This is a genomic window from Vreelandella alkaliphila (assembly GCF_016107625.1).
Taxonomy (GTDB): domain Bacteria; phylum Pseudomonadota; class Gammaproteobacteria; order Pseudomonadales; family Halomonadaceae; genus Vreelandella; species Vreelandella alkaliphila.
Genome location: NZ_JABASV010000003.1, coordinates 307,411 through 321,373 on the forward strand (window position 1 = coordinate 307,411; position 13,963 = coordinate 321,373).

12 protein-coding genes are annotated in these 13,963 nt (G+C 51.8%); 3 read left to right on the plus strand and 9 right to left on the minus strand.

Translation table 11 applies throughout. The annotated features are described in order from the left end of the window. Positions 1-2 precede the first annotated feature (2 nt). The 4 genes from JFC11_RS06635 to JFC11_RS06650 all read right to left on the minus strand — a co-directional run bounded on the left by JFC11_RS06635 (position 3) and on the right by JFC11_RS06650 (position 5,998). Positions 3-2,873, minus strand: a complete 2,871-nt coding sequence (locus JFC11_RS06635; protein ID WP_038477204.1) for a bifunctional diguanylate cyclase/phosphodiesterase — start codon at positions 2,871-2,873, stop codon at positions 3-5. A gap of 23 nt (positions 2,874-2,896) precedes the next feature. Then, the gene (locus JFC11_RS06640) at positions 2,897-4,132 is read right to left on the minus strand and encodes a hypothetical protein (protein WP_198349029.1); all 1,236 of its coding nucleotides are present in this window, start codon (positions 4,130-4,132) and stop codon (positions 2,897-2,899) included. After that, complete coding sequence (locus JFC11_RS06645; RefSeq protein ID WP_231657534.1) at positions 4,101-4,625, minus strand: hypothetical protein; 525 nt, start codon at positions 4,623-4,625, stop codon at positions 4,101-4,103. The genes JFC11_RS06640 and JFC11_RS06645 overlap by 32 nt, the downstream gene beginning before the upstream one ends. Before the next feature lie 437 nt (positions 4,626-5,062). Beyond that, positions 5,063-5,998, minus strand: a complete 936-nt coding sequence (locus tag JFC11_RS06650; protein ID WP_198349030.1) for a glycerophosphodiester phosphodiesterase family protein — start codon at positions 5,996-5,998, stop codon at positions 5,063-5,065. A 363-nt stretch (positions 5,999-6,361) separates the two neighbouring features. Here JFC11_RS06650 and JFC11_RS06655 point away from each other — a divergent pair, with 363 nt between their 5' ends. Further along, positions 6,362-6,751 carry a VOC family protein gene (locus tag JFC11_RS06655; protein ID WP_198349031.1) on the plus strand — a complete coding sequence of 130 codons (390 nt, stop codon included), beginning with the start codon at positions 6,362-6,364 and terminating at the stop codon, positions 6,749-6,751. 223 nt (positions 6,752-6,974) lie between these two features. Here the strand turns inward: JFC11_RS06655 and JFC11_RS06660 are convergent, their stop codons facing one another. Next, positions 6,975-7,958, minus strand: coding sequence for an aldo/keto reductase (locus tag JFC11_RS06660; RefSeq protein WP_198349032.1), 984 nt, complete (start codon positions 7,956-7,958; stop codon positions 6,975-6,977). Between the two features lie 58 nt (positions 7,959-8,016). Between JFC11_RS06660 and JFC11_RS06665 the strand changes: the two genes are divergently transcribed. Beyond that, the gene (locus JFC11_RS06665) at positions 8,017-8,961 is read left to right on the plus strand and encodes a LysR family transcriptional regulator (protein WP_198349033.1); all 945 of its coding nucleotides are present in this window, start codon (positions 8,017-8,019) and stop codon (positions 8,959-8,961) included. 77 nt (positions 8,962-9,038) lie between these two features. Here JFC11_RS06665 and JFC11_RS06670 read toward each other — a convergent pair whose 3' ends face one another. The 3 genes from JFC11_RS06670 to JFC11_RS06680 are packed head-to-tail and all read right to left on the minus strand — an operon-like array spanning position 9,039 to position 11,973. Further along, positions 9,039-10,514: a sodium:solute symporter family protein gene (locus tag JFC11_RS06670; protein WP_198349034.1), complete on the minus strand. Its 1,476-nt coding sequence runs from the start codon at positions 10,512-10,514 to the stop codon at positions 9,039-9,041. Beyond that, positions 10,507-10,731 (minus strand): DUF3311 domain-containing protein, encoded by a 225-nt coding sequence (locus JFC11_RS06675; RefSeq protein ID WP_120386557.1) that lies wholly within the window; start codon positions 10,729-10,731, stop codon positions 10,507-10,509. The genes JFC11_RS06670 and JFC11_RS06675 overlap by 8 nt, the downstream gene beginning before the upstream one ends. A 48-nt stretch (positions 10,732-10,779) precedes the next feature. Beyond that, positions 10,780-11,973: a M20 aminoacylase family protein gene (locus tag JFC11_RS06680; protein ID WP_120386558.1), complete on the minus strand. Its 1,194-nt coding sequence runs from the start codon at positions 11,971-11,973 to the stop codon at positions 10,780-10,782. A 115-nt stretch (positions 11,974-12,088) separates the two neighbouring features. Here JFC11_RS06680 and JFC11_RS06685 point away from each other — a divergent pair, with 115 nt between their 5' ends. Beyond that, positions 12,089-13,036, plus strand: a complete 948-nt coding sequence (locus JFC11_RS06685) for a LysR family transcriptional regulator (protein ID WP_198349035.1) — start codon at positions 12,089-12,091, stop codon at positions 13,034-13,036. Positions 13,037-13,041: 5 nt separating this feature from the next. Here the strand turns inward: JFC11_RS06685 and JFC11_RS06690 are convergent, their stop codons facing one another. Next, positions 13,042-13,911, minus strand: coding sequence for a LysR family transcriptional regulator (locus JFC11_RS06690; protein ID WP_038477180.1), 870 nt, complete (start codon positions 13,909-13,911; stop codon positions 13,042-13,044). Between the last annotated feature and the right edge of the window lie 52 nt (positions 13,912-13,963).

Here is a 13,963-nt window from a genome sequence, read left to right on the forward strand (position 1 = left end):
ACTTACCAAAGTCGAATTTTTTCAGGTTTCCCTAGATGATAGCCCTGTCCATACTGAATGCCATATGAAAGAAGAACAGGTATCAGTGCTTCTTGATCTACAAATTCAGCAATAGTCTGCTTACCGAAGCCTCTTGCTATATCGGCAATCGCTTTGACAAGCGTGTGGCTATCCGTATCGATAAGTAAGCTGCGAATAAAAGAGCCGTCGATTTTAATATAGTCCACAGGGAGCTGACTAAGATAGTGAAAGCTGCTAAAACCAATCCCAAAGTCATCGAGTGCTGTTCGGCAACCTAAATCCCTCACGGTTTGCAGCACGTTGCGCGCTGTTGAGAAATCTGTGATAGCAGCGGTCTCTGTTACCTCTAAAATGAGATGATGGGGATCAGCACCACTGGTTTTTAATTGATCTGCCAGAAACTGTTTTAAACCTAAATCATGTAAAGACTGGCCTGATAAATTTACAGCCAACGACAAGCCCTCTTTTTGTAGCGTTGCCAGTGCTGCTAAGCTATGGCGCAGCACCCAGCGGTCAACTTGAACAATTAAACCGCTTTGTTCTGCAATAGGTATAAACTGTGCCGGAGAGACTAAGCTTCCATCGTCATTGCGCATACGTAGCAGTACTTCGTAATGCTTAATATCGCGATCCTTCAGCCGCACAATGGGCTGCGCCCACAGTTCAAATTCGTCGTTTTCTAGTGCTTTGTGTAGCCGTTCTACCCAATAGACGCGTTCTTGAAGCTCATCTTTAGCATTTTCCGCCTGCTTGAGAAGGTACCAATGCTGATTACCACTCTCTTTTGCTTTATACATGGCCATATCGGCGCTAGCTAACAGGTCAGCCGGTGTCTGCCCATTAACAGGGAACAGCGCAATACCAATGCTGGCGGAAACATGGTGCTTTCGTCCAGCAGCTGTAAAGCCAAGACCGTCAAGCAACTGAGAAATATACTCCGCCACGTTGATCGCTTGTTCGCTGCTAATATCTTCCAGTAGCAGGGCAAATTCATCACCACCGAGGCGGGCAATAATGCTTCGCTGACTGAGATTTAAAAAAAGCGTATCAGCAACTTCTCGTAATAGACGGTCGCCTACATGGTGGCCACTGAGTTCATTGATCTCTTTAAACTGGTCTAGGTCTAGTAGTAGAACAGCGCCTTTGGCTTGATTAGCGATAGCGCGCTTCAAGGCATCTTGGAAATAGCGACGATTATAGAGTTCCGTTAATGGATCATGTTCCGCAAGCCACGTTAAACGTGCCTCAGCAGCTTTACGTTCGGTGATGTCTAGCCCAACGGATATCTTCGAGGCATCGTGGTTGTTACTGTTCGCCAAAAAAGCGTGGTACCAAACGACGGTAAAAGAGCGTCTATCCTGAGTTTGAAATGTCTTTTCTTCCTGGTTGGAAGCACTGGGATGAGTCACGGTGCTGCCATTAGCATTACTTTCGCTGTTGGCTTCATCCGCATTGTTACTAGGCAATGCCAAGTGAGCATTTTGATCAAAGATGTCAGAGAAATGGCGCCCAATGACATCTGCGTCTTTTAGCCCTAACCTTTCTAGCGTGTAGCCATTAATCAGTTGGATACGCCCTGTACTATTTTGAACAACAATAAAGACCTGTGCAGCGTCGAGTAGGCTATTAACAAAATCACGCTCTTTGGCTAGCTCATCAACGCGTTCGGCTAGCTGTCCGCTATGTTCTTGGACACTCTGTTCCAGTGCTTCTAGCTGGTGGGAAAGCTCACGGGTTGAATCTTCCAGCCTATCAATTTCGTTAGAAAAATGCCGCCGAGGCAATGGTAGTTTATCTCTTACACGACGAAACTCACCACTCGCCAGCGCAGGCAATAGGCCGGCGACTCGCCGTAGTCGAGCCATTGGGCCCAATAGGATAATCAACAGTAATAGCTCGGCAGCTAACCAGCCAACTAAGCCCACTACAAGTAGTGTCTTCGTTGCTGTACGAATAGCGGTGATCTGAGGAGTGATATCGGAAATAAGCAGGAAATACCCAGTGCTGCGCCAGTCGGCGTCTTCCTCCATATACACGGCACTTAATTCAAAATACCGGTTCATGTACTCAAGGCTAAAAGGCATGTGAACCAATTGATTCAGAACGACGTCTTGAGATGCTCGTTGAAGTAAAGAGAGTGTCTGGTCACGGTTTGTAAGCGCTAGAATATGGCTGTTCCAGTCTTCCAGTAGAAGCGCCTCGGGGGGAGGAGAGCCAGTAATACGCCCTGTCACCATCAGTGCTATTTCGCTATTGGAGACTTCTTTAGCTTGTCGCGTAACATCCGCAAGCGAGCGCGATAACACCACCATTCCAATGCTAGCGCCTTCCATAAGAACGGGAACCGCAGCAAACTGCTGGCACGTCCTAGTGCAACGTAATGTGGTAATGGGGGACTCTGTGGTCAGTACACTACCTATCCAGCCTTGAATGGGCAGATCAATGAGCGGGTCGTTGGTACCTGAGTAACCCACTCTTGTTCCTTGAGTATTAAAAACAAAGATTTCATCAATCCCCGCTTCTAATTGCAGAGAAGGCCACTGTGCTCTGAGCACCTCAGCTAGCTCATCCTGGTTATTCTCTTGTAGCGCGCTTCCAAGCTCCGGCGCCGCAGCGGTTAAGCCCGCCAACTGACGTAAGTTATCCGATGAGCGTTGCATCGCCAAGCTTATCTCACGCTGCTGCCGCTCATGGCTTTCCATCCGACTACTTTCTAACTGTTGCGTGAGATGGTATTGGCCTAACCAGATAAAGAGTGCCACAAGCGCTAGCAGTAATAGACTGCTCAGCGCGATAACACGCCAAGTCAAGCTAAGCCGGTAGCGCGCTTTAGAGGACGAACGTGTGGTCATCTGCGTATCCCGTTCAGGTAATGCTAAAAGCGCAGTGAAAGCTGGAAGAGCAGCATATTCCAATGTCGGCTTGTTTCAGACGCATCCGCATCTTTATGTAAGGGTAGCCAACCAGTACCATCCACATGATGATATTCACCTGCCAACATTAGGTTGGGTCTGGGGGTCCACTGAACGCCAAAGGTAATGTCATCAGCAAATTGGGAATGGGCAGGGCCCAAGCCACTTTGTTCGTAGCGAGTACCTGAACGGTCATTTCTGTCGTTTACCAAACGATCAAAGCGAATTAACCACTGCCAATCATTGTCCATACGACGCGTATATTGCACATACCAGCTTTCACCGGTTTTCTTTTGGTCGATGGCGGGATTAAAGCCATCCAGTTCAATTGTTCTCAGCGCATACTCAGAGGTTAAGCTCCACAGTTCGTCATTGTATTGCAATGAAAATACCCAAGGCTGAAACTGGAAGCTGCCATTATTTAGTGGCGGTTGAGCGTCTTCATAGTTGGCGTTAGCACTCGCGGTGCTGAGTGCCATTAGGAAGTGTCCACCGTTGTCTTCATAGCGAATTTGGCCAATCGCAGAAGAGCCCGCTTGTAACGATCCTGGAAAACGCTTCAGCCCAAGCGCTTGATCGACATCGTCTTCTATACGAGTTTTACCGACGCCTGCTTGAAAGCGAAAAACGCCTGACTGGGTTCGCTCTTCATGATAAATACTGGCGCCATCGCCAGCCATTCCCAACGATCGAGTTCGATCAAAATAGATTGATTGCGGCAACAAGATGCTGGGGCGCGTGAAAGCGACGTCACGCGTTTGGTTATAAATACCGAAGGGATTTTTAAATCTACCTACCTGAAGACCAAGCGTACGTTGCTGGTTGGAAACCATCTGATAATCCACCACGCCATAATCTAGCGTTGGGATGGCATCACTAGTTTCACCACCAGCGCGACGGCTAAGCACCTGAGCGGCCACCAGCACATTGCGGTGAGGGCGAATAGAAGCGTTAACACCTATTTCGGTATACTCCAAACTTCCTGCATTCTCACTGCTGCGACCGAAGAAATCGTTATCGTCGGTAATGATAAGTGCCTGACTCAGGAAACCATGTACTTGCAGAGTGTCGAGCACGCTTTCGTTTGCCCAGGCAGACGAGCAAACAGGTAGTGCGAGCAAACTTGTGAGTATGGCTATAGTGGGTCTGCGGATAACGGAAAAATGTTCATTCCATTGAAATAACTTGGACATTTTCATCCAGATACTCCCTTTCAAGATATCCCAGCGCGCCAGGAGTATTCGCAATCTTCTCGCGCATTTCGAGCTGATCAGCAACGCGATTAGGCGCTTGCCCCATGCCAGAAAACACCATGCGATCCCATGCCAGTTGTAGCTGATGTGGATAAACGGCGAGCTGCTCTTTGGTGAAACGCGCATGTACAGGATCTCGGTTTGGCAGCACAAACACCTGTACGGCTTCGCCGTCAGGCCATGTACGTTGCCGCATGGCAAATATTGCCCGCGTTGTGTCACGGTTTAGCCATTGCGTGGCTACCGCTGGGTGCGCCACTAGAAGTATGGTTGCGTCTTGATCAACGGATTGTGCATGGGTTTGTTCGGCAAGAAGAAAAGCCAGCACCAACCCAATAAGGCCCCGTGTGATTTGTTGGCAAGCGATACGTATCAAGTAAAGAGACGGCATAGCGCGAGTCTTGTCCATCGCCTGCTGAACGCCAAGCCCATGCAGCATACCATTCGTGCTAGCACGCTATATGTGTGTGAAATGATGACGCTTACTCCTCTTCAGCCTCTAGAGGCAAACTGTTTTTGTATAAATATTTTGTGTGATGGAAGATAAATTTTTGAACCTCGGCTCGGCAGCGGTAAGTCGAAACTGCACAATTTTTAAACCCTACATCAATTTTGTTGATCTTACCTACATCACAATCAACGAAACGACCTGCGACGAAAGTATGTATCGTCTGGAAATACCGCTCGCAAGGTTGATTGACGATGACACACGAGGGCAGTGCTTGAAGCGCTAAATACACGCGTTCAATAGATCTACTTCTTGATAGTTAAGCTGATGCTAATTGCTATCAAGGCTGAGAGGGGATGCTCGGATTCACCCCGATCAACTAAAACGCTCGGCCAAAGCCGAGCGTACAATGACGAGCCAACGATGGGTTAGTCCGCGAGTTCAAGAAGCCGATCAGCGTAATCGGTAAACAAACCGTTGACGCCCCAGTCCTGTAAACGCTTCATCTCATCAACTTCATTGATGGTGTAAACATGAACTGGAAGGCCATTCTCTTGAGCTTGGCGAATAAAATCAGCATCAATAACGTCTTCGCCGTTATACGTCACATTCGTGCCGATACCCACCGCGTACTCTTTGATAGCCTGAAAGTCTTCGTCAGTGATGTCTGCTGGCGCTGGAGTAACACCTGTCCACTCCACTAAACGATCATTATCTTCCTCGCTGGGCGAGTACCATACCAACTGGATGAGGGGGATATGCTGATTAAGCTCACGTAGTTTGAGGAGACTACCCTGCTCAAACGATTGCACCAGCACCCGACCATTTGCAATCATGTCATGCTCTTCAAGCGCCTCAACCAAGGCTTCTTCTAAACCAGGGTTTAAGAGAGGGGATTTGGTTTCAATGTAGTAACGAGCATCGTGACCAAAGCGCTCAAATAGCTCTTCCAGTGTGAGTATTTGCGCTCCTGCAAAGGCCGGGTCTGCCTTATCGACATTGGCGTCGTTAAACCAGGTGCCGGTATCAAGCGCCTTTAGCTCTTCTAGCGTGTAATCATGAATATTGCCTTCGCCGTCACTGGTGCGATCGATGGCATCATCATGGAATACCACTAACTCACCATCGGAGGTGATCTGAACGTCCAGTTCCAGGTAATCAGCTCCCCACTCATGGGCCAGTTCATAGGCTGCCATGGTGCTTTCCGGCGCATGTCCGCTGGCACCGCGATGCGCGATTACCTGGAACGACTCCAGATCCTTTAGCTGCTGCTCCAGTGGCGTTGTCTCTGCGAGTGCAGTGGACGTAGTAGCACCAGCAAAAAGACCCAGTGACACGGCAGTAATCAGCGGATGACGTTGCATAGAAATTCCTTCGTTGAACAGATGTTCAATTATCCTACAGGTCTCCTTGTGAAAATACCAAATAGGTAACTTGTTTGTGTTTGTTAAAGAAAAGCCTGCTTTGGTAGGTGCTCTTGCCATTAAACGCTTGGTCTAACACAGCATCAGCTATTCTTAAGTGGACGCTACTCATTGCTTACTTAGCAATTGCCCTTTATCTAGGCGAGCTAAAAGAGTGGCTTTCTGGTGCCAGAGCAGGGGGGGAACGGCTGTTAATCTTCCCACTGATTGCCTTGCGATCGGAGATTTTCTGGCAGAAATAGATGAAATAAGTAGATGAAATAAGCAGATAAACAGGGAGATAGGCGATAAGAGGTAGCCACAATGATTGCTTATACAATGGTAGGAACGCATAACCTGGAACGTGCACTTCGCTTTTATGCGCCGTTGTTTAACAGTATGGGGCTGGATGTGTGCTGGCAAGACGATGCCTGCGTTTCTTTCGGCGACCCAGATGATGTCAATGTGCCAAGGTTCTTTGTTGGTTTTCCCTTTAATGGTTATCCCGCTAGCGTTGGCAACGGCACCATGACAGCGTTTCAATTTGCTGATCATAAAGAAGTCGATACGCTCTATCAATTAGCGCTGCAGAACGGGGGCAGTGATGAAGGTTCGCCAGGTTACCGCCCCCAGTATGGTGAAGGCTTTTTCGCCGCCTACGTACGAGACCCAGACGGCAACAAGCTGGCGTTTGTCGTCTATCCTCATCGGTAGATGCTAAGCCAACGCAGCGTCAACAAATAGCTCCTCTGTAAAGGTTGAATTATACAAAAACGCCTGCAGCTAAAGGTTAGAAACCATTCAAAAGGAGCAATGATGACGACGCTAGTAATTGGTGAAAACTCCCATTACTAACCAGGATTATCTGCTGCTGGATGGAGAACGCTCGATCGATAAGATTATTCAGTAGTAGCACCAGCACTCAAGTCGTAGCAGGTTAGGCATTAACCCCTTTCATGCCTTCCGGGGTGTAGCGCTCACCAATCACCGGAACGCGTGCGGTAGCCGCTTCCAACTGACGTTGCTCATCAGCGGTAAGAGTGATCGACGTTGCTGCTGAATTCTCTTCAAGGTAGCGCAGCCGCTTAGTACCTGGGATCGGCACGATGTTGGGTCCTTTAGACAGTAGCCACGCGAGCGATAGCTGTGCAGGTGTGCAGCCTTTGTTAGCAGCCACTTCACCAATCACGTCGGCGATTCGACGGTTGGTGCTTATGGCCTGATCTGAAAAGCGCGGCAAGTTAGGACGAAAATCACCTTCCTCGAAATCCGCAGTATCCTGAAATCTACCCGTTAAGAATCCCCGGCCTAATGGCGAGTAGGGCACAAAACCGATGCCTAGCTCTTGGCAGGTAGGGAGCACCGCTTGCTCTACGTCGCGTGTCCAAAGCGAATACTCGGTTTGGACGGCGGTAATCGGATGCACTGCATGGGCGCGGCGCAAGGTGTCAGCGCTGACCTCGCACAGGCCGATATGGGCAATTTTTCCCTCTTTGACTAGCTGGGTGAGTCCTTCCATGGTCTCTTCAATAGGCACATCCGGGGTTACGCGATGGACGTAGTAGAGATCGATTTGCTCGACCCCTAACCGTCGCAGCGATGCCTCGCAGGCCTTGCGCGCATACTCGGCGCTGTTGTCCAGGCGTCGTTGATACTCACCGGGCTTGCGCACAATGCCAAACTTGGTTGCGATACGCACTTGCGGCTTATGCTTGGCCAGAAAGCGGCCAATAAGCTCTTCGTTATGGTGCGGCCCGTACATATCTGCCGTATCAAAAAAGTCGATGCCCAGTTCCACTGCTTGCGCCAATACGCGTAGCGATTCACTGTCATCCCGAGGGCCGTAGAATTCGCTCATGCCCATGCAGCCCAGGCCAATAGCGGAAATAGAAAGGTCGGTGCCAAGTGTACGTTGTTGCATGCTGTCTCTCCGTAAACCGTTCTTGAGTAGCGGAGTGACAGCGTGGCACTATCCTATAATGAAAAAAATGAACGAGTTCGATAAGCCATTTTCCGGTTTTGAAAAACAGATGCCCCGTGGGTGGGTGTGGGATGACACTCGCGCCTTTTTGGCTGTGGCTCGTCACGGTACGCTGAGTGGTGCCGCAGCGGAGCTTCATTTGGGCATTGCGACGCTCTCTCGGCGTATTGAACGGCTGGAAAAGGCGCTTAAGCTACCGCTATTTGTGCGCCAACAGTCGGGCTACCAACTGACCGAGGAGGGCGCAGGGCTGGTCGAGAAAGCTGAAGCGCTGGAAGCGGCTGCAGTGGCGTTTACCACCGATGTGTCCCGCCACTCACAACTGAGTGGTAGAGTGCGTTTGGCTACCGCAGAGAATTTGGCAACGGCATTGATTCTACCTGCGCTTGCGCAATTTCGTCGTCAGTATCCTGGCATTACGCTTGAGCTGGTGACGGATATCTCTACTGTCAATCTACACCGTCGTGATGCCGATCTAGCCCTCAGAATGGTCAAACCCGAACGCGGTAATGTCACCCTGCGCCGCTTGGGTTCCTTAGGCTATGGGCTTTATGCTAGCTCAGCCTATGCGGCGCAGCGTAAGACGACTCTTGACGCTGGCGGCTACGACATGGATGCCTTTATCACCTGGGGGGAGACGCAAGCGCACCTGCCTGCAGCACAGTGGGTCGAGCGCGTTCTACAAGGGCGAGAACCCGCGTTAACCACTACCTCTGTGGCGACCCAAATCGCGGCAGCTAAAGCTGGGCTAGGGATTGCAGTATTACCGCATTTTTTGGCTCAGGAGGCCGGATTGGTCTGCATTGCTGCTGATCTTGGCGTGGACCAGCCTATTTACCTCGTCATCCAAACAGACCTGACACAGTCACGCCGAACCCGTGCCGTGGCGGACTTTCTTGTTGATCTGGTCGCCAGTAACCACGCTCGCTTGAGCATGGGCTGAGAAGCGGGGGGGATATGACTCTAATTGATGCCATTAACGCCCTCTCCGTAGCCAGGAGAGGGCGTTAAAGCCAACGGTCAGCCTTTGGAACTGAGAGCCTGGGCCGGTGAGTACGATGATGAACTGTGTGTCACGAGACTCACACTGATGAATACGACGGTATTGACGACTAGGCCACAGAAGCCAGCATGCCAGCCGAATGGAGTACTGACCCCAAACTGGAACAATAGCGTTAGGGCAGCGCCTATTGCTAGACCTGCAAAGGCGCCAGTGCGTGATGCTCGCCGCCAAAATAGTGCACCAAGCAGCATCGGTAGCAACTGCACCACGATGCCATAGGCGCCGAGTAACAGGCCAACCAATGAACCAGGATTGGCTAGGGCTAGCAGGTAGGCCGCTAAGGAGATCACCACCACACCGTAGCGAGTCAGTTTGAGTGCCTTGTCATCAGATATACCACGCAGCACGGGCAGGTGCTGACCCACGTCTCTTACCAGGATAGTGGCGGAGGTATGGGCCAAGTTGGCAGCCGTAGACATTGCCGCGGCTAGCGCGCCGGAGAGTGCTATACCGATCAGCCACGCTGGGAAGTCAGCTAGCTCGACCACTAACGTCAACAACACGCGATCGGCGGAGTCGAGTGGGCTATTTTCCAGTAGTAAAACTCCAGCGAAGCCGATAATCAGCAATGGCACCAGCAGATAGCTATAAAGTGGGTAGAGCACGAACACCTGTTTGAGGGTTCGCTCACTGCGCGCACTATAAAACTTCATGAAAATGTGCGGCCACATTACGCAACCTAGGGCACTAACCAGGATTGCTGTGGAGAAGGCGCCCCAGCCCATGCCGCCAGCACCGGGCATGGTTAGGTATTCCGGCGCTTCGCGCTGCAGCTCGCGGAACATCTCGCCGACTCCGCCGAAGAACTGGTCAGCCGTTGCTAAGCCTAGGAACCACGCGACGCCCACCATCATCACGCCCTGAAGCAGGTTGGTCCAGCCGATGCCTTGTAAGCCGCTCGCGTAGACATAGGCCGCCACAACGCCACAGGCTAGTAAGCTGCCGAGCCAGAACGGAATGGTGCCGGAGGTTGCCGCCTCGAAGAGCAGCCCTGCACCAGCGATCTGAATGGTTAGGTAGGGGATCATCGCCAGTACGCTGACCACACCGATGAACAACCCCAGCAGATTACCCCGAGTTGGATAACAGGCGGAGAGGAACTCTGCCTGGGTCAGGAAGCCATGGCGGCGGCCAAGCCGCGAAATATATGGAGCGATTAACCACCATACAATCACAGCGAGCGCCAGGTAGGCGATGATATAGAGTGCCGGCGCCCCCTTGCTGTAGGCCCAGCCAGGGGCTCCAAGAAAGGCGAAAGCAGAGAATATCTCCGCTCCAAGAATGAAAAACAGCACCAGTAGCCCCATGTGGCGCCCACCAGCGACGTAGCCTTCCAGAGAAGAGCTCTGGTTATGCCTTGCGCGCAGGCCCACCGCCAGAACGATCAGTAGATAGGCTAGGGTGATGGTAGTGATCAGCAGTGAATCACTCATCGTTCACCTCCTGCGCGGCATCGTGACGATAGGCAATCACTAGCCCCACAAATAGGGCAAAGACCCAAGCGACGTACCAGAACATGAAGAAGGGCAAGCCAATCACCATTGGTTCGATGCGGTTGGCCACTAATGCGCCAGGCCAGATCATTGCCAGCGCACAGATAGTGAAGTAAATCAGCAATCCCCTAGGGGGAAGCGAGGGCCGGGATTTCATATGCATACCTCATTATTGTGGTGTTATCGGTAGTAGAGCAGGCCTCGTTCAGGCGGCGGCTAGTGCGCCGAGGCCGATTGCCACCAGCAGTTGGCAACCAGTGGGAATAATGTCGTCGTTAAAGTCGTAACGAGCGTTGTGTAGTGGTGCGGTGGACTCATCCTTCGCTGTACCGAGGAAGAAGTAGGCTCCTGGGCAACGCTGCAGCATGAAGGAGAAATCTTCGCCGCCAAGGCTAGGGGCGACGTCACGCACTAGGGCTGCTTCGCCGAGTGTTTGCACAACACAGGATTCCACGTGGCGGGTTTCTGCCTCGGTATTGACCGTCGCTGGGAATATGCGCTGGTAGTCGACCTCAATGTCGCCGCCATGGGCAATGGCCACCCCTTCACAAACACGGCGAACAGCATGCTCAATACGATCCTGAGTGTCGGCATCAAGGCTTCGTGCTGTACCGCTGATGCGAACTTCATCGGGAATAATGGCGAAGCCGTCAATGTCGCCCCCCTGCAATCCACATAGGCTGAGAGCCGCGGGGGAGAGGGGGTTAATATCACGTGCGACCACGGAGTGTAGATTTTGAATCAGAGCACCCGCCATGCGTACAGGATCTGTCGATAGATGAGGGTTGACGCCTCCATGGCCACCTTTTCCGCGTACACGGATATCGAGCCGATCGGTGGCTGCCATGATTGCACCTGAGCGGACGGCCACTTGGCCAGCAGGCAGAGAAGGCCAGTTGTGCAGGGCGTAGATGGCCTGCATAGGAAAGCGTTCGAATAAACCCTCCTCGACCATTGCTCGGCCACCACCTAAGCCTTCTTCTGCGGGCTGAAAGATCAGGTGAATAGTGCCAGCGAAGTCGCGGTGTTCAGCCAGGTAGCGGGCGACGCCAAGCAGCAGGGTCGTGTGACCATCATGGCCGCAGGCATGCATTCGGCCGGGTACTTCAGATGTGTGGTTGTGCTCGCTAAGCTCTTGGATCGGTAGGGCGTCCATATCGGCGCGTAGACCAATCTGGCGTCCATTGTCGGGTTGATCACCGATGACAGTCGCAACGATACCGGTTTTGCCGATGCCAGTTTCAAAGGTCAAACCAAGACGTTCTAGTTCTTCAGCGATGCGCTTAGCCGTAGCATGTTCCTGAAACCCTAGCTCCGGGTGACGATGTAGCTCGTGTCGCATCTGGGTCAGTTCGGCGTGATGGCGCTCGAAGAAATTTGGGTTGATGAATTCTGTCATAGTCGATTCACATAGTTGTTGGATGGGCTAATTCATCTTGGTTGTTTCAGTGGTATAGAGAAAATAGTTTTTTTATTAGCTTTCCATGCTTATATTGGATGGAAAGAGCCACGGCGTGTCATTCAATGGGAATGAGATGGACTTCAAACGCTTAAAATATTTTCAGACCGTCGTAGAGGAGGGGGCCATCTCCTCCGCAGCACGACGGGTACCGCTTGCTCAGCCAGCCCTGTCGCGTCAATTGCTGCTGCTTGAAGATGAAGTCGGTACCACGTTGCTGACTCGTTCACGGCATGGCGTTCGACTTACCGCCGCAGGCGAATCGTTCTACCGTGATACTCGGCGTTTGCTTGGCGAATTCGAACAGGCCAAGCGTAATGCACGGCGCATCGCCGACGGCCAATTTGGTGAGTTGCGTCTGGGGGTGACGGTGATGCACTTATGGGTGCCGCAGATAATCGGTTTGCTCAACCGTTTCCGCGAGCAATATCCCGAGGTCACGCTGAAGGTGGAGTCGCTGCTTTCGGGGCCTCAGGTAGATGCAATTCGCCGTGGGAGGCTGGATGCTGGCATGTTGTTCTTCCCTCCGGAAGATGATGACAGCCTCTGTAGCCATTGCTTGTATGAAGATCATCTAGTATTGGTTACCAGTGCCACCTCACGCTTAGCGCGACACCCGCCGCGATACCTAGCCGAACTCAATGACGAGAATTTTATCTGGTTTGATCGTAGCGCCACCCCGGTCTATCACGACAAGCTGATTCACTCTTTTCAGCGAGCGGGGTTCACTCCTCATGTGGTACAGGAGGGAACTGACAACGCTACTATGTTGTGTTTGGTGGCTGCTGGCATGGGCTGCAGTATTTTACCGGCCATGACCATGGCGGGGGCACCAGAAGGCGTGGTTAGCCATCGCTTAGAGGATCTCAAGCTGGCTTTGCCTCTGATGCTGGTGTGGCGCAGGGATTCAGGGCTGTCGGCGGTACGACGGCTGATCGAAATTGCCGAAACAGAATCTTTGGCGAACGGTGTAGACGTATCCTTGATTGCTCAGAAGGGATGAAGAGTCTATAGCCTGGCTTGCTGGTGTAACGTATCGACAAAACGGGCTAATGCGGGCGACCAGGTAGTGGGTTCTGAGGTAACAAAATAGGTGTCGATATTGGCAATGGCAGAGGGCAGTTCCATCGCGTGAATGCCGAAGCGGTGTCGGTGTGCTTCAATGATAATACGTGGCAGAACGGTGTACCCCATCCCGGCTGCTACGCAGCCAAGCATGGCGTCTAGCGTGCCAAACTCAAAAACACGCACGGCATTTATTCCCTGAGATGCCAGCAGTAATTCGATACGTTGCCGGTAACTACATCCCTGGCGAAATGCGAGAAACGTTGCTGTCAGTAGTTCTTCAGAGCTGGGCACGCTCGTCATGGGGGCTGAACTTACCAGCACAAGCTGTTCGCTGAAAACTTTGAGCGAATGATAGCGATGATGATCGATAGCGCCGGCCACAAACACGCCATCCGCCTGACCGTCCATGAGCTTCTCAATCAAGCTTGCGGTGGGGCCAGTCGCCAGCGTCATATCAACCTCTGGGAAGTTAGCATGGTAGGCCGCCAGTATTGGGGGGAGGCGCAGCGCCATGGTAGTTTCCATCGATCCTAAGCGTAGTTGGCCAGCTGCGTTCTCGGCGCTTTGAAATAGCGCTAACGCTTCGTCATGTACCGCCAGCAACCGTTCCGCATAATCCAATAACGCTAGCCCCGCAGAGGTAAGACGCACGCCACCAGCACGATGAACCAGCTGCACGCCTAATTCCTCCTCAAGTTTTTTGATATGCGTGGTCACGTTAGATTGCACCGTATGCAGCTGCTTTGCGGCAGCCATAAAGCTGCCGGTTTCTGCCACCGCCATAAACAGCCGCAATGATTTAAACTGCATTCACATCTCCCTTAAGCGACCACCGTCTCAAATCCATCTCAAAAACTATCTT

Bases quoted from the DNA above. Each gene is read 5' to 3' on its own strand.
- JFC11_RS06645 (WP_231657534.1), bottom strand. From the start codon at position 4,625: ATGCTGCATGGGCTTGGCGTTCAGCAGGCGATGGACAAGACTCGCGCT.
- JFC11_RS06650 (WP_198349030.1), bottom strand. From the start codon at position 5,998: ATGCAACGTCATCCGCTGATTACTGCCGTGTCACTGGGTCTTTTTGCT.
- JFC11_RS06690 (WP_038477180.1), bottom strand. From the start codon at position 13,911: ATGCAGTTTAAATCATTGCGGCTGTTTATGGCGGTGGCAGAAACCGGC.
- JFC11_RS06670 (WP_198349034.1), bottom strand. From the start codon at position 10,514: ATGAGTGATTCACTGCTGATCACTACCATCACCCTAGCCTATCTACTG.
- JFC11_RS06675 (WP_120386557.1), bottom strand. From the start codon at position 10,731: ATGAAATCCCGGCCCTCGCTTCCCCCTAGGGGATTGCTGATTTACTTC.
- JFC11_RS06635 (WP_038477204.1), bottom strand. From the start codon at position 2,873: ATGACCACACGTTCGTCCTCTAAAGCGCGCTACCGGCTTAGCTTGACT.
- JFC11_RS06680 (WP_120386558.1), bottom strand. From the start codon at position 11,973: ATGACAGAATTCATCAACCCAAATTTCTTCGAGCGCCATCACGCCGAA.
- JFC11_RS06655 (WP_198349031.1), top strand. From the start codon at position 6,362: ATGATTGCTTATACAATGGTAGGAACGCATAACCTGGAACGTGCACTT.
- JFC11_RS06660 (WP_198349032.1), bottom strand. From the start codon at position 7,958: ATGCAACAACGTACACTTGGCACCGACCTTTCTATTTCCGCTATTGGC.
- JFC11_RS06665 (WP_198349033.1), top strand. From the start codon at position 8,017: ATGAAAAAAATGAACGAGTTCGATAAGCCATTTTCCGGTTTTGAAAAA.
- JFC11_RS06640 (WP_198349029.1), bottom strand. From the start codon at position 4,132: ATGAAAATGTCCAAGTTATTTCAATGGAATGAACATTTTTCCGTTATC.